The sequence below is a fragment of the Streptomyces sp. NPDC050743 genome (assembly GCF_044456925.1).
Lineage (GTDB): Bacteria > Actinomycetota > Actinomycetes > Streptomycetales > Streptomycetaceae > Streptomyces.
Genome location: NZ_JBITGJ010000111.1, coordinates 1 through 20,108, shown reverse-complemented (window position 1 = coordinate 20,108; position 20,108 = coordinate 1). Strand labels below are relative to the sequence as shown.

Here is a 20,108-nt window from a genome sequence, read left to right as displayed (position 1 = left end):
AACAGCCGGCCGAACGGAGCAAGCACGCCACCCCGGCCTGCTGGCCCCGCACGGACATCGGGTGGGCATCACCTCATTACGTGATGACTCTTAGGATGCCCTGAGGAGCAAGAGGTCGGCACCGCCTCCACCATCAGCTTCACGACGTGGCGCTGTGGTACCACCACACCATGTACGACCGTCACTTCTGGAACGCTCCCCAGTTCCCGCAGTGCCATGCGCCTCGGCACATGGCGGCGAGGCCTGCCTCGCGGTCGCCGCACGAAGCGTCATGTCAGAGGCATTCCCCGTCCCTCGCGCAATGCTGCAAGCCGGGCCATTTGCTCACCCATACCGCGTGCTCCGGCCAACGGCGTGTGGACGTGCGGCCAGACGGAGCGCACGAGGCTGATGTGTCGTGCACCGCCGAGGGCCACCACCGGGTCAAGGCCCACGATGTCACGCACGGTTGCCTGTTCCAGAAGGACCTGGCTCGTTACCGCGTCGGCTGCGCCATGAGGTGTGTCGTACGGCTCGATGACGTCGTCGAGGTCGAGGAGCCCGTGGCGTGCGGAGAGAATGAGCAGCAGGTCAGGTTGCAGTGCGTCGGCGGCCTTGCGGCATGCCCGGTGGTAGGAGCCTACGTACATGTCTGCGGAGCGCGCGGGCGAGCCCAGTTTGCGGCTGCCGCACGGGATGACGACGAGTTGCGGCTTGAAGTAGTCGAGATGGTCGTTTGTGGTCATGTCTGTGGTCCTGCCTGTGCTGTGATGTGAGCAGTACTGGTCGTGTGCGCGCCCGGCGTGTTCTGGTGGAGACCCGCCTGCCGGGCGGTCGGGCCGGGGGATGGCTATGGCGGAGCGGAGTTCGAGAAGCACAGGGTCATGCCGGATGGCCGGCCTGAGGCGTCCACGGGAGGGGCAGGGGAGGCGGCCGATGGAAGCTCAGACCCGGCAATGCCGCCGTCGCACGAACAGTTGGTGCACACTCGGCCTCTTCGAGCAGGCCCACTATGTCCCCTGACGCGCAGCGGCAGCACCGTTCCGCCAGGCCCGCCGCGGCCGCGGACTCTCGCTTTCGCCGCCGGCGGCACGTCAGACCACGCGCTCCTTGGCGTTGGTCCTCACCGTCGGAGTCTCGGCCGGTGTCGGGTGGATTCCGGCGAAGCCGAGGAGCGCGCCGAAGGCCGTCAGGCTGGCGGCGATGGTGAAGCTGAAGGCGTAACCGTGCGCGGCGGCGGTCACCTGGTCGGCGCCCGCACGCCGCAGCGCGGCGGCGTGGCCGGTGCCCAGTGAGACCAGGGCAGCCAGGCCGATGGCGCTGCCGATCTGCATGGACGCATTGTTCATGCTGGTGGCGATGCCCGCGTCCTCACCGGTGGCGCCGTCCACTCCGGCGACAGTGGATCCGACGAGGACGAGGCCGCCTCCCAGCGGCACGAGGATCAGTCCGGGCAGTACGTCGGCCACGTAGGTGCCGTGGCTGCTGAGGCCGGCAAGGAGGACGTAGCCGACCGTGGTGACCGCGAGCCCTCCTCCGTTCAGGGCCCGCAGACCGAACCGGGGAAGGAGGCGTGGTGCCATCACGGTGGCGCTGAAGAGAATGACCAACCCGAACGGTACAAAGGCGAATCCGGTCGCCAGTGCGGAAAAGTGCAGTATGCGCTGGACATACAGGCTCAGTGAGAAGAAAAGGGTGGCGAACCCGACGTAGTAGCAGATGCGCACGATGTTGGCGATGCTCCGGTTACGTGAGCGCAGGAATGCGAGGGGCACCAGGGGCTGGGCCACGTGAGCCTCCACCAGCACGAAGCCGATCAGGCAGAGCACACCGATCCCGACGCAACCCAGTACGGGGAACGAGAACCATACGTGACTGTCCTTCTCCAGGAGGCCGAACACGACCAGGAGCAGACCGAGGGTGACCGTGACGGCGCCGAGGACGTCAGGCCGACCGCGCTTGGTGGCCCGGCTTTCGGAGACGAGTTTGAGAGTGGCGAAAAACGCGAACGCGGCGATGGGCAGATTGATGAAGAATATCCAACGCCAGGAGGCGATGGTGGTCAGGATGCCCGAGAGCACGACTCCCAGGGCTACCCCAACTCCGGCCAGGCCGCTCCAGATGGCCATGGCCCGTGCCCTTTCCTGCCGCTGTGTGAAGAGCAGCGTCACCAGGGACAGGGCTGCCGGGCTGACGAGTGCCGCACCGACGCCCTGTACGAAGCGGCCGGCGATCAGTACACCGGCTTGCTGGGCCGCTCCCGCGCTCGCCGACGCCAGCGCGAAGATCGCCAAGCCGGTCAGGAAGAGGCGTCTGCGGCCGAGCAGATCACCCAGGCGTCCGCCAAGCATCAGCAGCCCACCGTAGGTGACGGTGTAGCCGTTGACGACCCATGCCAGGCCCGTGGTCGTGAAGCCGAGATCGTGCTGGATGGGAGGAAGCGCGACATTGACCACGGTCACATCGAGGAGCAGCATCACCTGCACGAGGCAGATGATCCCGAGCGCGCGCCACCTGCGCGGATCCGGTTCGGGAGTGGGACTGATCGCAGTCATCACTGATCGCCTTCTGTTCGGTCGGGCCGCCGCCGTGCCCTCGGACGCCGTCTCAGGAGGCGAGGGCGCGAGCCGGCCCGGCCCACGGACATTTCCTGAGGTGTTCAACTCGCAGGCGCCGGGTGTGCGTGGCCGCGGATAAGGACAGCGAAGGCGCACATTCGGTCGTCGCTGCGGGATCGGTACCGGAGCGAGCCTGAAACACCTTCGGGTGCCGCCGCCTCCGAGGAACGGCGTCGGCACCTGCGGTGTCCCGCGAGGGACGGAGGGGTCAGCCCTGCGCCCTCATCCCTCGGCGGTACCCCGGGTGCGCCCGATAGGGGCTGACACTCGACTCGCCCAGCATCCAGAAGCGCCAGGCGTACGAAGCAGCAGGACCGCCCACCCCCGTCCGCGGCCCTCGACCGACCCGCGCGGACGAGACGCCCCCGGCGGGTTCCGCGAGGAACAACTCCGCCGCTGCGTCGCATGCTGACTGTCCGTCATGATGCAGATCGGCGATGCCCAACGCTCGCGCGAGGTTGGCCGGGCCGCGCGCCAGATCGCGCGCCTGTACCCCAGGCCCCCGGCGTTCTTGCGCGACGTCTGCTCCCTCCACGACGGTGCCGGCGCGGAGCAGCACCGAAGCGGGACGCCGCCCGGGTCCGCAGACGGCGTTCAGGCACCGATGCACCGCGTGCGTCCGGTACACATAGAAGGTCCCCGGGGCCCCGAACTCCGCTCGATTGGTCCGGTTCGGGCCCCGGAACGCGTGCGAGGCCGGGTCATCGGGCCCCTCGTACGCCTCCACCTCGGTGATACGCACCGCCGTCACGCCGCGCTGCGAGCGCGAGACCACGAGAGCCCCCAGGAGTTCGGGAGCCACCTCGAGGGCGGGCCGGTCGAAGAAGTGTTCGCGCAAGGCGGACCGCCCTGCCGACGCAGCCCCCGGCTCATCGAACGCCTGCAACTGCTCGTGATCGGTCCTGGCCACGCCCGGGACCGTCCGGTTCTCTGCCAAGCCGCTGCCTCCTGTCGAGATTCCGGGACGCCGGATCCGACGCCCCACCGTCCCAGCGCTCTCCATGCGTCGCCCCATGGCCCGAGAAACTGCCGTGAGGCACTCGGATACGGACCTTCGAGCCGAACGCCCACCAGGCCGTTGGAGGAAGGAACACGCTTCCGGACGAGGTGACATCGAGGCCGAGCACGCGATCCAGGCTGCGGACGCGATGCTGGACTATCCGCAGTCGGGCGAACGTTTCCGGGGCCGCGAGACAACGCGGCGGGCATCCGGCCGACCGGCGCTTCACCCTCCTGCGCGTCACTGGCCACGCGCATGTATGGGTGAGCGAATGCGTCACCATCTACGACGGTGCGCCTTCGTACTCGGCGAGCGTCATGGAATTCGCCGACCAGCAGGTCGTGCACGAGACGCAGTACTTCGCCGGTCCTTTCGGCGCGCCCGCGTGGCGGGTCGCGCTCGCAGAGCCGGTGCTTGGGACAGACTGTCGAGGAGGCCTGACTGGCCTCGTCCGGCACGGCCGGCCTGCCTGTCGGATTTCGGCGATTGTCTGTGCTCGTCGGATACCTCCAGGGCTCAGGAGCCCTTGCCGTCGACTGCGGTGTGCGTGGTGCGGAAGCGTGCCCGGTAGGCTCCCGGCGTGATGCCAAGGTTGCGCGTGAAGGCCCGACGCAGGGACTCCGGTGACCCGAAGCCGGTGCGCCGGGCCACCGTGGCCATGGGGTCGTCGCTGTCTTCCAGCATCGCCTGGGCGGCCTCCATGCGGACCTGCTCGACGTAGCGGGCCGGGGTCGTGTGCATCTCGTCGTGGAACAGGCGTGTCATGTGGCGGGTGCTCACACCCGCCCGGCGCGCCATGGCGGCAAGGGTGTGCGGGGCGGACGGGTCCTCGGCGACCGCGTCCAGGACCCGGCGCAGCATCTCCTGTCTCGCGCGCGGGGTGTGGGTGCGGACACTGAACTGGGACTGGCCGCCCGGCCGCTGCATGAACACGACCATGTCCTTGGCCACGGCGCGGGCGACGTCGGCGCCGAGGTGCTCCTCGACCAGGGCGAGCGAGAGATCGATGCCCGAGGTGACGCCTGCGGAGGTCATGATGTGGCCGTCGCGTACGAACAGGGCGTCCGCTTCCACGCTCACCTTCGGGTAGCGCAGGGCGAGCTGGTCGGCGAAGCGCCAGTGCGTTGTCGCCTTGCGTCCGTCGAGCAGTCCGGCCGCGGCGATGAGGAAGGCTCCGGTGCAGATGGACGCGGTGCGGCAACCATGTGCGTCGAGCGCCCTGATGGCGTCCAGCAGGGCGTCGTCCTTGATGAGGGAGGGCCACTCCGGGCCGCCGGGGATGACGACCACATCGCTGGCCGCCTGTACCTGCGCGGCAGCGAGGTCGACGCGCAGACCGGTGCCGGCTGCGGTGACCACGTCGGCGCCGTCAGGGGAGACCGTGCGTACGCGGTAGCGGCCGCCGAATTCGTTGGCTGTCGAGAACACCTCGATCGGGCCGGTGACGTCGAGCAGCCGTACGCCGGGGAAGACCAGCACGGTCACCAGGAGCGGCTTCCTGCCTGACGGCCTGTCCTTCATCGTGCGCCTCCCGGACGGACTGGGGCCCACATCGGAGGACACCATCATCCGCCCGGCGATGCTCTGCCGCTCCCGTGCAGATTGTCGTCCGCGTCCCTGCGGCATGCTGCTGCCTTCCGTGGTGTGGAACGAGGCATCGGGCTTCGGCGCCTCGCCCGTGTTCAGCGGTCGCTTGCCGTCTCGTCATGGCCACAGGGGTGGCCACAACACGCTCGGACAAGGACATCGGGGCATCCGGCCGGCACCCGGCAACGGGCCTGCACGGTGCTCGATGTCCTGGTGTGAGGGCGTCATGGCGCGTGCTGTCCTGTGGCGGGAGCCGCGCTTCGCCATAGCGTCGAGGGCGCCAACGGGCCGACGGTCTCGGCCGCGTCCCTGAGCTGCTGGGTGTGGCCCGGCCAGTCGGCCGGCCCGTCACCGTGGCCGGTCGTGGACGGTGACGAATCCGACACTCCAAGAGAAGGCACTCCGCGCCGTGACACCCCACCCCAGTATCAGCCGAGCGGTCCCGTCCCAGGTCGGCCCGGCCCCGAGAGCGTCCGCGGTCCGCTCGGCCCCGAGATCATCCGTGCATGTACGTGACCAGCCGGACGAGGGGAACGGCAGGGAGCGAGGCCGGCTCGGTCCCGGCTGGTTCGCGGCCGTCATGGGCAGCGGGATCGTGTCTGTCGCCGCGGCCACGCTGCCGCGTGGATTTCCCGGGCTCGGCGAGGCCGCCACGGTGGTCTGGGCGGGGACCGCGCTGCTGCTGATCGTGCTCGCCGTCAGCTATACAGGGCAGCGGACGCTGCGGGTGCATGCCGGTGATCCGGTACTGGCCCAGTTCTTCGGGGCGCCGCCGATGGCTCTGCTCACCGTCGGGGCCGGGACGCTGCTGCTCGGCCGGCGGCTGATCGGGGAGCGTGCGGCGGTGGATGCGGACTGGGTGCTGTGGTCGGCCGGTACGGTGCTGGGTCTTGCCACCGCCTGCACGGTGCCGTATGTGATGGTCACGCGGCACCGTTTCACGCCGGACGCGGCGTTCGGCGGCTGGCTGCTACCGGTGGTGCCGCCGCTGGTCTCCGCCGCGACGGGCGCGCTGCTCATCCCGCGGGCGCCGGCCGGGCAGGTGCGGCTGGCCCTGCTGCTGTGCTGCTACTCGATGCTCGGGCTCGGGTTGGTCGCGGTCCTGCTGGTGCTGGCCATGGTCTACAGCCGCCTGGTGCATCATGACGCGCCCGGCGGTGCGGTGGTGCCCACGATGTGGATCGGCGTGGGGGCGCTGGATCAGGCGGTGACGGCGCTGGGGACGCTGGCCACGGCGGCGCCGAGCGCGCTCCCCGCCCCGTACGCGCGCGGAAGTGCGGTCGTAGCGCTCCTGGGTGGGCTCGGGATCTGGGGCTTCGCCCTGCTGTGGCTGGTACTGGCCACGGCGCTGACCGTACGGCAAATCCGCAGAGGGCTGCCCTTCGCAGCCACCTGGTGGTCCTTCATCTTCCCCCTCGGTGCGTGCGTCACCGGCACCAGCGCGCTCGCCGCCCGTACCGGCTCGCAGCTGTTCGTCTGGATCGCCGTCGTCCTGTACGCCCTGCTCATCGCCGCCTGGGCGGTCGTCGCCTGGCACTCCCTGCGCCATGCTGTCCGGCAGCGTGAGCGCGCCCGCCGCTGACAGGGCCCGTGCAACGCTCCGCATGACACGGACGCGTCGCGCGAACCCGGCTGTCTGCCGACGGGCAGCCGGGTTCGCGCCGCACCGCAACACGTGCCTATGGCAGCGGCAGCGCCCCGGGTGCCGTCGAGGCCGTGCTCTGCGGGCGGGCCGTCTGCCCCGCACCGGCGGATCCGTGCGCGGTCGTGAGGCGGGCCCGGAGTCTGGCGGCCACCATGGGGGCGAACACGACAGCCCAGAACACCACGGCGATCCAGACCTCCCAGCGGCCCACGCTCGTCATCCACGAGGTTGCGGTCGCGCGTCCCAGCTCATGCGTGGTGACCGCATACATGCCGACCGGGAAGACGAGGTTCCACCAGCCGAGCTCGTAGCGCAGCGGGATACGGCGCAGCGCGTGCCGCCAAACGCCCAGAGCCAGCAGGAGCGGAATCAGCCAGCTTGAGAACGCCCACAGGACGACGGACGTCCCGATGACGAGCGGGCGCGACAACATCGTGGTGCCTGGATGGAGTGCGATCAGCCGGACTCCGGCGAGCACGGCGATCGCCGCCGCCCCCATGAAGATCCATACGGACGTCATGAGGCCTTCCGGCTGCACCGGCCGGGCCAGCAGCCGGGCCAGGACCAGCGCGGCGGTCAGCAGGTACTGCATCAGGCCGACGGCCCAGCACACCACTGCCAGGACGGCCAGTACGTGTCCCGGGGTCACCCGGGCCGGCGATGCCGCCGCGACCGCCACCGACTCCGATCCCACCGACCACAGGAACCAGGTTGCCGTTCACCTGGTCGAGCGAGGGGCCCCGCTTCAGCGTGGTGATGAGCGCGAGCCGGATGCCGTAGTCCAGCACCACCCACCCCAGTGTCCCGAACGCCAGGAACGCCCCGGCGGCCGCGGTGTGTCCGGCCGGCACCAAGCGAGCAGCCAGCACGTTCGAGGAGATCGCGAGGGTGAGGGACGCGAAGGCACGCCGCCCGAGGAGATCCGCGACGAACCGCTCGCGCCGGCGCAGCAGCCGCCAGCCGTAGGCGGGCACCAGTACGGCATAACCGGCCAGGGCCACCCACAGCAGTACGGCGGAGGCGGTGTCGGCGCCGTTGACGTACAGGGCCGTGGAGACGATGCCGGTGCCCATCACGAACGCAAGCGCGCCCGTGTTGAGATTGGCCTCTCGCGGCGGAGACGGCCGCGCGGTGTCCGGGCGGCCGGGAACCGGGAGCGGTACGTCCGTGCTCGGGAAGGGCGGCATCCGGGCGCCGCTCATCGTGCGAGCCGGGTTCGGTGAGCCATTCGGCCAGGACCGCGGTATGGCTGTGGTCCATGTCCTGGGTTCAGGTCAGCAGGGCGAGGCTGCGGTGTTGGGCCAGGTCCGAAGCCGGGCAGCTGCGTATTTGTGCCGTTGATCGCCCAGTTCGGTGAGATAACGGCGGCGGAACTCACCGAACCGCTGGGGGTGGTGGCCGTACCAGCGCTGCAGCTCGATGGATGGTGCGACCTCCCGCAGCCACTCGTCGAGCGGTGCGCCTTGCCGGCGCAGACCTTCCGGCCAGACCCGACCAGCACGCGCTCGCCGACCTCACCGTCCTCGCTTGGCGTCTGCTCGTCGCTTCTGCGGCAGATGATCTCGGACATGACGCATCCTCCGGCCGCTTTCGCAGTAGAAGCATTTTACTTGTATGCGAATTCATTGCCTTTTGGGTGCGGGGATGGTGCGGGGACCGGTGGGTACCGCGGTGACGGCCGCGCGGGCCAGGGTCTGGGTGACGGTGTGCGCGATCGCCTGAGCGGTCAGGCCTGCTTCCGCGAGGATCTCGGCCCGGGTGGCCTGCCGGGGAAACCCGTCCGCCACGCCCACGGCACGTACCGGGGTGCGGATGCCGGCCTCCTGCAGGCCCTGGGCCACCGCTGTGCCCACTCCTCCGGCGCGCAGGCCGTCCTCGACCGTGACGACCAGGGCGTGCTCGGCGGCGAGCGCGGGCAGATCGCCGGGGAGCGGCTTGACCCACAGTGGGTCCACTACGGTGACCTCCACCCCCTGCTCGGCGCAGAGCTCCGCCGCTTCGAGAGCGACCGAGGCCGTCGTTCCGACAGCGACCAGCAGGACGCCGCCGCCGGGGGCCTCGCGCAGGACGTCCACCGCACCGACGCGGCCGACCGCCGGGATCGCCGGGCCGACCATGCCTCTCGGGTAGCGCAGGACCGTCGGCGCGTCGGTGATCGACACCGCCTGCCGCAACTGCCGCCGCAGCGTGCGCGCATCGCGGGGAGCCCCGATACGCAGGCCGGGGACAGCTTGGAGCATCGCAAGATCCCACAGCCCGTTGTGGCTGGGGCCGTCGTCACCGGTGACTCCGGACCGGTCGAGGACCAGGGTCGCACCGAGCCGGTGCAGCGCGAGGTCCATCAGCACCTGGTCGAGGGCGCGGTTCAGGAACGTGCCGTACAGGGCGATCACCGGATGCAGGCCCGCCATGGCCATCCCGGCGGCCGAGGCGACCGCATGCTGCTCGGCGATCCCGACGTCGAAGAACCGTGCCGGGTAGCGTGCGGCGAAGTCGTTGAGACCGACGGAGCCGGGCATGGCCGCGGTGATCGCGACGACGTCCGGGTGCGCGTCGGCCAGTTCGACCAGTTCCCGGCCGAACACTGCCGTCCAGGTCAGACCAGCGGGCCGCAGAGGGTGCCCGGTCTGCGGGTCGATGATGCCGATGCCGTGCAGATGGTCCTCCTCGTTCTGCTCGGCCGGCGCGTATCCGAGCCCCTTGCGCGTGATGCAGTGGACGACGACCGGCGCGCCATGGGCCTTGGCCCGTTCCAGGGCTGCTTCCAGGGCGGTGATGTCGTGGCCGTCCACGGGCCCGAGGTAGTGCAGTCCCAGCTCGCAGAAGAGCGAGTGCGGCATCACGGCCTCCGCGCTGCCCCCTGCGAGGCCCGCTTTCAGGCCCTCCTTGATGCCTTCCTTGGCCGCGTGCAGGGTGCGGTGCAGCGCCCGGCCCGGCGCTCCGGCACCGTCGAGCGCCTGTCTGCCCCAGCCGGCCAGACGCTCGTAGCCGGCGTGGGCGCGCAGAGCCGCCAGGTGCTGGGCGAGTCCGCCCACGGTCGGTGCGTACGAGCGTCCGTTGTCGTTGACGACGATCACCACCGGCCGGTCCGGTGCCGCCGCGATGTTGTTGAGGGCCTCCCAGGCCAGCCCTCCGGTGAGTGCTCCGTCGCCGACGACGGCGACGATGTGCCGGTCCGACTCTCCTGCGAGCTGTGCGGCCTTGGCCATGCCATCGGCGTACGACAGGGCCACCGATGCGTGGGAGTGCTCGATGTGGTCGTGCGTGGACTCCTCCCGGCTCGGGTATCCGGAAAGCCCGCCACGCTGCCGCAGGCCGGAGAACTCACCGGCCCGCCCCGTCACGATCTTGTGGACGTACGCCTGGTGCCCGACGTCCCACAGCAGCCGGTCGCGCGGGGAGTCGAAGACCCGGTGCAGCGCCAGGGTCAGTTCCACGACGCCGAGGTTGGGCCCCAGATGGCCTCCCGTGGCCGCGACGTGGCGGACCAGGAAGTCGCGGATCTCCCCGGCCAGCCGGACCAGCTCTGGATGGCTCAGACCCCTCAGGTCCGCGGGCTGGTTGATGCGCGCCAGCAGGCTCATGCCGCTGCTCCTCCTCGATGCTGCCGTGGTGTCGACGGATACGCGCGGTGGGCAGCCGATGCGCACCGCGCGAGCCGCTGATCACTGGAAGGCCGAAGTCACGAGAGCCTTCTGCTCCACGCCGTGCCGGCGGGCCGAGCCGACCGCGGGCGCGGGCGCCTCGGGCCGGCTCACGCACTCCACAGCGCGCCGGGTCAGCCGGTGCAGACGCGGCGCGACGAACGACCACGCACCCTGGTTCTCCGGCTCCTCCTGCACCCACCGCACGTCCGCGGCCGCGGGGAAGCGGGCGAGTTCCGCCGCGAGTTCCTCGTCGGGGAACGGGTAGAGGCGCTCCACGCGGACGATCGCCGTGTCGGTCGAGCCCGCGGCGTGCCGGTGGGCGTCGAGGTCGTAGAAGACCTTGCCCGAGCACAGCAGCACGCGCGAGACACGGGCCGGGTCCGTCGTGTCGTCCGGCAGGACCGGGCGGAAGCCGCCCTGGGTGAACTCGGCCAGGGCGGAGACGGCGGCCTTCGACCGCAGCATCGACTTCGGGGTGAAGACCACCAGTGGCCTGCCACCGTCCAGCGCCTGCTGCCTGAGCAGATGGAAGTAGTTGCCCGGCAGGGAGGGCATGGCCACGGTCATGTTGTCCTGCGCGCACAATTGCAGGAAGCGTTCGATCCGGGCGGAGGAGTGGTCCGGACCCTGGCCCTCCAGGCCGTGGGGCAGCAGCATGGTCACTGCGGAGCGCTGGCCCCACTTCTGCTCGGACGAGGCGATGTACTCGTCGACGACCGTCTGCGCGCCGTTGGCGAAGTCGCCGAACTGGGCCTCCCACAGCACCAGGGCTTCCGGACGGGCCTGCGCATAGCCGTACTCGAAGGCCAGCGCCGCCAGTTCGGACAACATCGAGTCGTACGGTGCGAAGCTCGCGGCCTGCGGGCTGAGGGAGTTCAGCGGCGTGTGCTCCGCGCCGGTGCGCCGGTCGGTCAGTACGGCGTGGCGCTGGCCGAAGGTGCCGCGCCGGGAGTCCTGTCCGGCCAGCCGTACCGGGACGCCCTCCAGCAGCAGCGCACCGATCGCCAGTGTCTCCGCGGTGGCCCAGTCGACGGTGCCGGTGTCGAGCGTCGCCGTACGCCGGTGGAGCTGCGGCAGGACACGCGGGTGCACGATGAAGCCCTGCGGCAGGTCGGTCTGCGATGCGATGACCTGACGGGCCGTCGCCTCGTCGATCGCGGTCGCCGTGCGCTGGGTGGCCGCCTGTCCGGCGTCGGCGCAAGGAAGGTCTTCGGCCAGTGCGGGAGCGGGCAGCGCCCGGGTCTCGGCGAAGGCCCGTTCGAGGTGATCCTGGTAGTTGCGGCGGGCACTGTCCACCTGCCGCTCGCCGATGTCCCCGCGGCGTATGAGGGCCGCGGCGTACAGCGTGCGCACCGAATCCTTGGCTTCGATGCGTTCGTACATCATCGGCTGCGTGATGGACGGGTCGTCGACCTCGCTGTGCCCGTGGCGCCGGTAGCAGACCAGATCGACCACGACGTCCTTGTGGAACGTCTGGCGGTACTCGAAGGCCATCCGTGCGACGCGGTCGACGGCTTCCGGGTCGTCGCCGTTGACGTGGAAGATCGGGGCCTCCACCATCCGTGCCACATGGGTGGCGTACGTGCTCGAACGGCCGTTGGCGGGCAGGGTGGTGAAGCCGACCTGGTTGTTGACGACCACGTGGACCGTCCCGCCCGTGCGGTAGCCCGGCAGTTGCGACATGTTCAGGGTCTCGGCGACCACGCCCTGGCCGGCGAAGGCCGCGTCGCCGTGGAGGACGACCGGCAGTACGGGGAAGGGCTCGCCCTGGTCCCCGGCCAGGTCCTGCTTGGCGCGCACCACGCCCTGGGCCACCGGCCCCACGATCTCCAGGTGCGAGGGGTTCGCCACGACCGAGACGGCGATGGTGCCGCCGTCCAGGGCACGGTAGGCGCCCTCCGCGCCGAGGTGGTACTTCACGTCCCCCGAGCCCTGGACCGACCGGATGTCCACCGCGTCCTCGAACTCGTCGAAGATCTGGCCGTAGGACTTGCCGATGATGTTGGCCAGGACGTTGAGCCGGCCGCGGTGCGCCATCCCGATGACGGCTTCTTGGACACCGTCTTCGATGGCGCGGAGCAACAGGGCGTCGAGCAGCACGATGGCCGACTCGCCGCCTTCGAGCGAGTACCGCTTCTGGCCCACGTACTTGGTCTGCAGGAACGTCTCGAAGGCCTCCGCGGCCCCCAACCGGTAGAGGATCCGCAGCTGTCCGGCACGGTCCGGGCGGCGCTGCGGGCCCTCGACGCGCTGCTGGATCCAGCGGCGTTCCCCGGCGTCCTGGATGTGCATGTACTCGAACCCGGCGGTGCGGCAGTAGAACTCCCGCAACGCCCCGAGCACTTCGTCGAGTGTCATCGTGGCGCGCCCGGCGAACCCGTCCACGGCGAAGTCCTCCGCCCGGTCCGCGTCGTCAAGTCCGAACGCGGCGATGTCGAGCTCCGGATGTGCTGCGGCGGGCCGGGCCATGAGCGGGTCCGTTCCGGCCATCAGATGCCCGCGCACGCGATACGCGTGGATGAGCGCCGCGACCCGGACCGCCTTGAGCGCCGCCTCGTCGGTGCCCTTGTGGTGTGGGGCTGAGGCGGTCAGGGAGGCCGCGTCGGCCGGGGACACCAGAGTGGCGAAGAAGTCCCTCCACGTCTGGTCGACCGAGCCGGGGTCCTGGAGGTAACGCCGTCGCTGCTCGTCCACGACCCATTCGTTGAGCCCGAAGTCCAGCCCGTGAGACGCTGCTCGAGCGGTGTCTGATTGCGACGCCATGGCGCGAACGCCTTCTTTCCTCTGTGAAGCCTTGGGATGGCGGACGCGGCTACGGCGGTCGTCCGCCTGCGTGTCAGGTGTTCGAGGACTTCGCAACCGTTGCGGAGACCGACCCGTTCGACCGCGTCGCACTGACGACGCTAGGACGCCGGGAGTGCGGAGACGGATGGCCGGGCGCGCCACGACGGCCTCACATCAGGACATCGGACGGGTGACGGCCTGCTGCCTGCCGTCGTCGCATATTCGGAGCGCGGGCAGGTGACGCCGTCCTGATCCGAGGGCTTCGTGTCCGTCCGTCCCGGGATCGACGTCGTATGGAATCTGGTTGTGATGCTCCGGCCGCGGGCTTGCGGCCGCAGAACCGACCCCTGGGAAGGAATATGATCGACTACGACCTGTCGGACACCACGCGGTGGCAGTTTCCAGGGATCCTGCGGACCTTGGGTCTCGTGCACGGTGAGTTGCGGGTGCTGCACGGACTGTCGCTCCATGACTACCTCATTCTCGGCGCGCTCGCCGAGGCCGCGAGCGGATCTGTGCCCGTTGCCAAGCTGGCGGCGTTCCTCCAGGAATCGGGGGACCGGATGTCCTACCTCCTCAGGGGTCTGCAGGCTGCCGGACTGATTGATCGCCATCGTCGTGCCGGAGACCGCAGGACGGTCGAGGCCACCCTGACCGACGCAGGACGCTCCAGGTTCGCCGCCGCCGAGACGACCGCGCAGGCGCTGATGCGCCAGCACCTCGGTCCGGGACCGGACACCCAGGAGCCATCCGGCCGATCGTGTGACGTCACTTGATCTGCGCTCGTTTTCCACGCCAACGGCTGTGGTCGGCGGACGGCACCTGGGCGCGGCTTCTGCGGCGAATCCAGCCCGTGGCCTACAGCGGGCGAGATCGACTGCGACGTCCTTGATCAGCGTTTCCCATTCCGGACCCCCGGGATCAGCAGGACGTCGCATGGCTCCCGTACATCATCGACCCGCACATCGGCGCCGAGGCGGGTCCCGGCGGAGGTGATCACGTCCGTGCCCCGCGGACGCGATCCGCACCTGATACTGACCGCCGAACTCGTTGGCCACAGCGAACACCTCGACGGGACCGGGACCGGTCACATCGAAGAGCCGCACCCCGGGGGAGGACGAATACCGTCACGGTGGTCGGGCCCCGTCCGGGGCGTTTGTGGTTCATCGGGTGGCTCCGGGCCGTGCGCGGCGCAGACGCCAGTACTCCGTTGAGCGCTGGTCGGTGAATGCTCCGAAGCGGTCGGCGAGCCGGTCGTAGCAGGGGTCGGGCCGCGAAGCGTCGGATTTGCCTGGGCTCATCGTGCGCCTTCGACCGTGATCCGGCCGCACCAGCCACCCGGTCCCACCGCAACCGGGCCCCTCATCACCTTCGCCCGTAGCGGCATCTCCACCCCGTGGTCACCCGCTCACGCGACCCTCCTCGATCTTGCCGAAGCCTGCGACATCCCCACCCGCTGGTCCTGCCGCACCGGTGTGTGCCACAGCTGCATCACCCACCTCGTCGCAGGCGACATCACCTACACCACCCCACCCCTCGAACTCCCCGAGCCCGGGACCGTCCTGGTCTGCTGCAGCAAGCCGACCACCGAGGTCGTCCTCGATCTGTGATCGGCCGACAAAGCGGGTGAGGAGCCGGCTGACCAGCCACGTAGCCGTGGTGGATCGCACGCCGGACGCAGACCCTCGATACCCATGGCGGCCGTCGGCCCGCCGAGCACCGAAACCGCGCAGGGCCGGGACTGCATGAGCCTCGACCGCACCTCTCTGCTGAGTTCCGCCGTTGAAGCGCGGGCGGCGCGGAGCCGACACCCGGCCAACGTCAGACGATGTCGACCTGGTGCCGGACAGACGACGTGTCGCCCCCGTCTTGCCGCCGTCCCGCAAGCGGTGTCAGCGCAGTGCGGCGACCGCCGTGCGATAGAGGACGTCCTCGGCACGGTCCCAGGACCAGCCGCTCTCGACCACCAGGGTGCGCCAGCCGGTGGGGCCGAACCAGTGCCAGAGCAGGTCGGCTGTCTCCTCCACCGGGTAGGAGGGCGGTGGAGTCAGGGTGTGCATATGGCGGGCGGTCGTGTGCAGCGCGTCGCGGTAGTCCGCGGTGGCGCGCTCCCACAGGGCCTCGCCGTCCTCGTGGACGGGCAGCGCCTTGCGGATCGCCTCGTGCACGGTGAACTGACTCTCGTTGCCCATCCGCGTGCCATGAGCCAACGCTCGCAGCACCGACTCTGGTGTCCGTTCCTCAAGCAGCGTCTGCATCGCGCGTTCGTAACCTGATGCGTTCACGCCTTCGTCGACGATCCGATTCAGGATGTCGCTCTTGCTCCCGACGCTCGCGAAGACGGTCTTCGAGGCCACGCCCGCCGCCGCGGCGATGTCGGCGACGGTCACCCGCCCGTAGCCGCGTTCGGCGAACAGCTCTGTGGCCTGACGCAGGATCAGCTCGCGAGTCTGCGCGGCCGCCTGTTCGCGCAGCGGGGAGACGTAGGAGCGCTTGGACGGCATGATCGCAATTCTATCGCCGAGAATTCATTAGGCGTGCTATAACCTCAAATGCGCCGGTCGAACTCGGACCGAATGCGCGGCCACGCCGCCGGTCCAGCGGGCCGACCCACGTGATCATCGCGACCGCACAGCCCACGAGAGGCAGCCGCATCATGGGAATGGACCCCACAGAACTGGCCTACGGACTCTTCCGCGTCCTCGAGACAGGTGCCCCGGCGCTGGCCGCCGACGTGGTGCATGAGGACTTCTGCAACCGCGAGGCGGCCGTGGCACCCCCGGCCTGCGCTCTGCCCGGCCCGGCCGGGGTCCTCGCCTCGGGTGCGTGGATGCGCTCCGCCTTCAGTGATCTGCGTTTCCCGGTCCTCGGCATCGCACGCAATGACGACCAGGTCTGGGTGCGGCTGCGCATGCGGGGTCGCCACACGGGGCCTTTCGTCCGCTACCGCGACGGCGCACTCGATCAAGCCATACCCCCCACCGGGCATGACATCGATTTCGAGCAGATCCATGTACTCGGCCTCCGTGGCGGCAAGGTGGTGAGCCATGAGGCGGTACGCGACGACATCACCATGCTCGGCCAGCTCGGTGTCTTTCCGCCGGCCCCGCCCACGGCACTCCGCATGATCGCCTGGCGCATGACCGGGCGAGCCGCACGCGCCGCCACCCGTGTCACGGCCGAGGCCGCCGAGGCGGCCGCGCTGCTGCGCGACGAACCGGCAGAAAGCCGCTGAGTCGACCGCGCCACGTCGGCTGAGAGGTCTGCGGTGCGGCACTCGCCCCAGGACCGTGGCCGCCAGCGGATGCGATCGACCTCCGCGCGTGACGGCGTATCCGTGTAACGGCTCCTCGTGCGGAACCGACCAGTGCCCAGGTCGGCAGACGGGAGCAGGGTGATTGGGGGGACGAACTGAGACCGTTGTGCTTCTGTTCGCGCGCTGACCGGGCCGAGAGCCTATCCCTGCATCGGCGTCCTACCGCCGCCCGAGGTTCGCTCGCTGGACTGCTAGCCGACCGGTCGGTTATTGCGTACGCTGATGTCATGGGACGTACCAGTGACGCCAGGCGGAAGATCCTGGACGCCGCCCGCTCGCTGATCGAGGAGCGCGGGGTACGCGGCGCTCGGCGTGGCCGAGATCTGCAAGGCCGCCGGGGTGCCGAAGGGGAGTTTCTACTACTTCGGGGAGTTTCTACTACTTCTTCGAGTCCAAGGAGGCCCTCGCACTCGCGGTCGTCGATGAACACTGGGCGGTCCAGAAGCGCGACTGGACACAAGCCCTGACCGGTGACGTGGAGCCGCTGTGGCGGTTGCGGCGGCTGTTCGAGGAGACGGAGGCCGGCCAGCGTGCCGTACAGCTGGGCTGCGGCACCGTGGCGGGCTGTCTGTTCGGGAACCTCACTCTGGAGCTGAGCAACCAGACCGAGGCGGTCCGCGAGCGGCTGCAGGAGATCTTCGACGCACAGGTCGACATGGTGGAGTCCGTCATCGCCGAGGCCCGTGAGCGCGGCGAGGTCGGCGTGGCCGACACCCGTGAGGCGGCGCGCGCCGTCGTGGCCCAGATGGAAGGCCAGGTGATGTTCGCCAAGCTCTACAACAGCACCCAGCGGTTGAGTCCCCTTTGGGAGAACTGCCGGGTCCTGCTGGGCGCGCCGAGGGCCGGGGACCGTACGGCGTTCTGATCACGCGGCTGGCCGGGACGGCGATGCCGCATCAGAGGGAGAGGGCGGCGCGGCTTGTGTCGGGCCGGTCGCCCGCGAGTGCGCCGAGGAGACAGCCGGAGTAGTTGGCGGCGGCTGGGTTAGCTCCGGCACCCGCGGACAGCCCGGTCCAAACGTGCATCAGCAGGCTGGATCGGGGCCTGCGCGAAAAGGGCCGACGCCCATGCCCGCGACCGGGCGGGGCGGCCGCCCTTGCGGCATGGGCTCAGGGAATCTGGGCGGTCATCGGACGCCGTCGGCCCGGCCCGGTCGTCGGCATGGGACTCTGCGCGCCGAGGACCTCGAGCGGCTCGGGTTGCGGGCACGACTGATCGGCGCCGACCGCCTCTACGCCGTCGCGAAGGGCGGAGACACCAGCGACCCACCGGATGTGGCGGCCCGGGACACCGATGTACTGAGTGACGATGACATCACCTCCTGGGCGTCCTGGGACGTGTACGCCGAGGAACTGACGCAGGTCACCGGGGCCCGCCCGGTGCGCATCTCCGATGGTGCCATCACCGGCCCCGCCTTCTTCGACCACGTCCGCCGCTGCACCCGCCCAGTCCTCAACTCGCCCAAGGGGCAGACCGCTCCGCTCCCGCCCGACCTGGTCCGCCGCGAGATCGTCGCGCCGAAGGTCTACTGGACCTGGTCCCTGGTCTGGCGCGAGAGCGAGGACCGCCTCGGAGTCCTCGCCGCCGTCGACGCCCTGTGGGACGGCGTCGGTGACCTCGGGATCCATGCCCCGGACGCCTGGCTGCCCGCCGACGATCCGTACGCGATCCCGGCCTGACGTGCGCTGGGAGGCTGTGCCTCCCAGGTGGTAGGAAGCCGGTCCTTCCACTGCCGAACCGCCCGGCCTACGGTCAAATAGTCGACCGGTCGGCTAGTGATCGGTCATCCTCTTTGGAGAAGGTCAGCATGAGCACACAGCACCAGAAGGTCGCGATCATCACCGGCGCCTCGCAGGGCATCGGCGCCGCCCTCGTCCAGGGCTACCGCAAGCTCGGCTACGGCATCGTCGCCACCTCGCGCACCATCGCCCCCGCCGACGACGCCGACGTCCTGACCGTTCAGGGCGACATCGCCGAGCCGGCGACCGCCGAGCGGGTCGTCACCGCGGCACTCGAGCGGTTCGGCCGTATCGACACCGTGGTCAACAACGCGGGCATCTTCGTCGCGAAGTCCTTCACCGACTACACGGCCGAGGACTACGCCAGCGTGACCGGCATCAACGTCGCCGGCTTCTTCCACCTCACCCAGCAGGCCCTCCCGCACCTGCTCGCCCAGGGCGGCGGGCACATCGTGAGCGTCACCACCAGCCTGGTGGACAGTCCGGACGCCCGGGTCCCCTCCGTCCTCGCCTCGCTGACCAAGGGTGGCCTGCAGTCCGCGACCAAGTCCCTGGCGATCGAGTACGCCACACGAGGCATCCGCGTCAACGCCGTGTCGCCCGGCACCATCAAGACCCCCATGCACCCCGAGGAGACCCACGAGTTCCTCGCCGCCCTGCACCCGGTCGGCCGGATGGGTGAAGTGAGCGACATCGTCGACGGAGTGCTCTTCCTGGAGACGGCGCCCTTCGTCACCGGCGAGATCCTGCACGTCGACGGCGGCATGAGCGCCGGACACTGACCGTACGCCGAGTCTTGGACCAAGGAGTGGACATGACCGCCACGACCGACGACGCGGAGATCCTGAGCGGAGTGCTCGACCAGTGGAAGGCCGCGGTCGACGCGCACCAGCCCGACCGCGTCGCCGCCCTCTTCACCGAGGACGCCGTCTTCCAGGGGCTGCACCCCTACAGCGTCGGACGCCAGGGCGTCGCCGACTACTACGACTCCCAGCCCCTCGGCATGAAGGCGGCATACCGGATCCTCGAGACCAGGCGGCACGCCGACGACCTCGTCCTCGGCTACCTCGCCGTCGAGTTCTCGTTCGCGGACCGGCCCCCGCTGGACGTGAAACTCTCCGTCCTCGTTGTCCGCACAGGGGACGACTGGTCCATCGGCCACTATCAGGTATCCCGCCTGGATTAGCGTCTCTAATCAGCTAAGCGATCCCATGCGAACCGTGAGGTCTGACACGGGTTCTGCCCACCTGGGCGGGGACGCATGAGCGTGGAGATGGAAGCCTGCGCCCAGTGTTGCTCCGCGTGGCCGGTGTCGGTTGGTGGTGGGTGTGCTGATCGTGGTCACGCCCTGGTGCCGGTGGGCTGCGCGGGGCAGCCGGGTCCGGCCCGGTGGTGCGTGTCCCTCCGGACGCTGGCCAGCACCGCCCGAGGGCCGCACTGGGGAGGGAACCTCACGTCGCCTGGGCGTGAGGCGGTTGGTTCGCGGCCGGGTGGGACCGGTCTTCGACCGGTCCGTCCGGCTGGTCTTCGAGACGGCGGTGAGGACGGCCTTGGCCTCCATTGTGTCCACCACGGCACGGATCACCATCTGCCCGGTGGAGTGGTCCACGACGGTCTTGGTCTGGTGGGCGAGGCCGCGTGCGGCGATACGCCGCCAGGCGCCCTGGTCACGGTCGCCCTGCCATCCGCACTCAGGGTTGGGGCAGATGGCCCACTTCCAGCCGGACACGGTGGGCCGGTCGGGGGCCTTGCGGTGCCGCAGCGGGGTCAAACAGTGCGGGCAGTGCTTGGAG

Annotated in this window: 15 protein-coding genes and 4 pseudogenes; 8 read left to right on the top strand and 11 right to left on the bottom strand. The window is 69.9% G+C overall.

Translation table 11 applies throughout. The features are described from left to right. Positions 1–269: 269 nt before the first annotated feature. The 4 genes from ACIBJF_RS45175 to ACIBJF_RS45160 form a co-directional block, all read right to left on the bottom strand. On the bottom strand, positions 270–725 hold the full coding sequence (locus tag ACIBJF_RS45175; RefSeq protein WP_399183227.1) for a DUF6884 domain-containing protein: 456 nt from the start codon (positions 723–725) through the stop codon (positions 270–272). Between the two features lie 348 nt (positions 726–1,073). Continuing rightward, a complete protein-coding gene (locus ACIBJF_RS45170) occupies positions 1,074–2,534 on the bottom strand; it encodes an MFS transporter (protein ID WP_399183226.1) in 1,461 nt (486 codons plus the stop codon). A 271-nt stretch (positions 2,535–2,805) separates the two neighbouring features. Next, positions 2,806–3,534, bottom strand: a complete 729-nt coding sequence (locus ACIBJF_RS45165) for a DNA-3-methyladenine glycosylase (protein ID WP_399183225.1) — start codon at positions 3,532–3,534, stop codon at positions 2,806–2,808. A 579-nt stretch (positions 3,535–4,113) separates the two neighbouring features. Beyond that, positions 4,114–5,118, bottom strand: a complete 1,005-nt coding sequence (locus ACIBJF_RS45160) for a GlxA family transcriptional regulator (RefSeq protein WP_399183223.1) — start codon at positions 5,116–5,118, stop codon at positions 4,114–4,116. Positions 5,119–5,686: 568 nt separating this feature from the next. Between ACIBJF_RS45160 and ACIBJF_RS45155 the strand changes: the two genes are divergently transcribed. Then, the gene (locus ACIBJF_RS45155) at positions 5,687–6,766 is read left to right on the top strand and encodes a TDT family transporter (RefSeq protein WP_399183221.1); all 1,080 of its coding nucleotides are present in this window, start codon (positions 5,687–5,689) and stop codon (positions 6,764–6,766) included. 97 nt (positions 6,767–6,863) lie between these two features. On the opposite strand, the gene ACIBJF_RS45150 is transcribed toward ACIBJF_RS45155, so the two are convergent. The 5 genes and pseudogenes from ACIBJF_RS45150 to ACIBJF_RS45130 form a co-directional block, all read right to left on the bottom strand. Beyond that, entirely contained in the window at positions 6,864–7,523 is a 660-nt protein-coding gene (locus ACIBJF_RS45150; protein WP_399183220.1) for a hypothetical protein, read from the bottom strand. An 88-nt stretch (positions 7,524–7,611) separates the two neighbouring features. Further along, positions 7,612–7,902 (bottom strand): annotated as a pseudogene (locus ACIBJF_RS45145) (hypothetical protein); the annotation flags it as partial. Positions 7,903–8,103: 201 nt separating this feature from the next. Beyond that, positions 8,104–8,304, bottom strand: coding sequence for a DUF488 family protein (locus ACIBJF_RS45140; RefSeq protein WP_399183228.1), 201 nt, complete (start codon positions 8,302–8,304; stop codon positions 8,104–8,106). Positions 8,305–8,451: 147 nt separating this feature from the next. Further along, complete coding sequence (gene dxs / locus ACIBJF_RS45135) at positions 8,452–10,413, bottom strand: 1-deoxy-D-xylulose-5-phosphate synthase (RefSeq protein ID WP_399183218.1); 1,962 nt, start codon at positions 10,411–10,413, stop codon at positions 8,452–8,454. A gap of 81 nt (positions 10,414–10,494) precedes the next feature. Then, positions 10,495–13,239 carry a multifunctional oxoglutarate decarboxylase/oxoglutarate dehydrogenase thiamine pyrophosphate-binding subunit/dihydrolipoyllysine-residue succinyltransferase subunit gene (locus ACIBJF_RS45130; RefSeq protein ID WP_399183216.1) on the bottom strand — a complete coding sequence of 915 codons (2,745 nt, stop codon included), beginning with the start codon at positions 13,237–13,239 and terminating at the stop codon, positions 10,495–10,497. A gap of 380 nt (positions 13,240–13,619) precedes the next feature. On the opposite strand from ACIBJF_RS45130, the gene ACIBJF_RS45125 reads away from it, so the two are divergent. Further along, entirely contained in the window at positions 13,620–14,036 is a 417-nt protein-coding gene (locus tag ACIBJF_RS45125; protein WP_399183214.1) for a MarR family winged helix-turn-helix transcriptional regulator, read from the top strand. Positions 14,037–14,576: 540 nt separating this feature from the next. Beyond that, positions 14,577–14,870, top strand: a complete 294-nt coding sequence (locus ACIBJF_RS45120; RefSeq protein WP_399183213.1) for a 2Fe-2S iron-sulfur cluster-binding protein — start codon at positions 14,577–14,579, stop codon at positions 14,868–14,870. 282 nt (positions 14,871–15,152) lie between these two features. Here ACIBJF_RS45120 and ACIBJF_RS45115 read toward each other — a convergent pair whose 3' ends face one another. Beyond that, positions 15,153–15,764 carry a TetR/AcrR family transcriptional regulator gene (locus tag ACIBJF_RS45115; RefSeq protein WP_399183212.1) on the bottom strand — a complete coding sequence of 204 codons (612 nt, stop codon included), beginning with the start codon at positions 15,762–15,764 and terminating at the stop codon, positions 15,153–15,155. A 158-nt stretch (positions 15,765–15,922) separates the two neighbouring features. Between ACIBJF_RS45115 and ACIBJF_RS45110 the strand changes: the two genes are divergently transcribed. The 5 genes and pseudogenes from ACIBJF_RS45110 (at position 15,923) to ACIBJF_RS45090 (ending at position 19,501) form a co-directional block, all read left to right on the top strand. Beyond that, positions 15,923–16,495 (top strand): ester cyclase, encoded by a 573-nt coding sequence (locus ACIBJF_RS45110; protein ID WP_399183210.1) that lies wholly within the window; start codon positions 15,923–15,925, stop codon positions 16,493–16,495. A gap of 308 nt (positions 16,496–16,803) precedes the next feature. Beyond that, a pseudogene (locus ACIBJF_RS45105) lies at positions 16,804–17,441 on the top strand (TetR family transcriptional regulator). 304 nt (positions 17,442–17,745) lie between these two features. Continuing rightward, positions 17,746–18,255 (top strand): annotated as a pseudogene (locus tag ACIBJF_RS45100) (LysR family transcriptional regulator); the annotation flags it as partial. A 128-nt stretch (positions 18,256–18,383) separates the two neighbouring features. After that, positions 18,384–19,097, top strand: coding sequence for an SDR family NAD(P)-dependent oxidoreductase (locus ACIBJF_RS45095; RefSeq protein ID WP_399183208.1), 714 nt, complete (start codon positions 18,384–18,386; stop codon positions 19,095–19,097). Positions 19,098–19,129: 32 nt separating this feature from the next. Then, positions 19,130–19,501, top strand: coding sequence for a YybH family protein (locus ACIBJF_RS45090; protein ID WP_399183206.1), 372 nt, complete (start codon positions 19,130–19,132; stop codon positions 19,499–19,501). 9 nt (positions 19,502–19,510) lie between these two features. On the opposite strand, the pseudogene ACIBJF_RS45085 reads toward ACIBJF_RS45090, so the two are convergent. Next, a pseudogene (locus ACIBJF_RS45085) lies at positions 19,511–20,108 on the bottom strand (transposase); the annotation flags it as partial.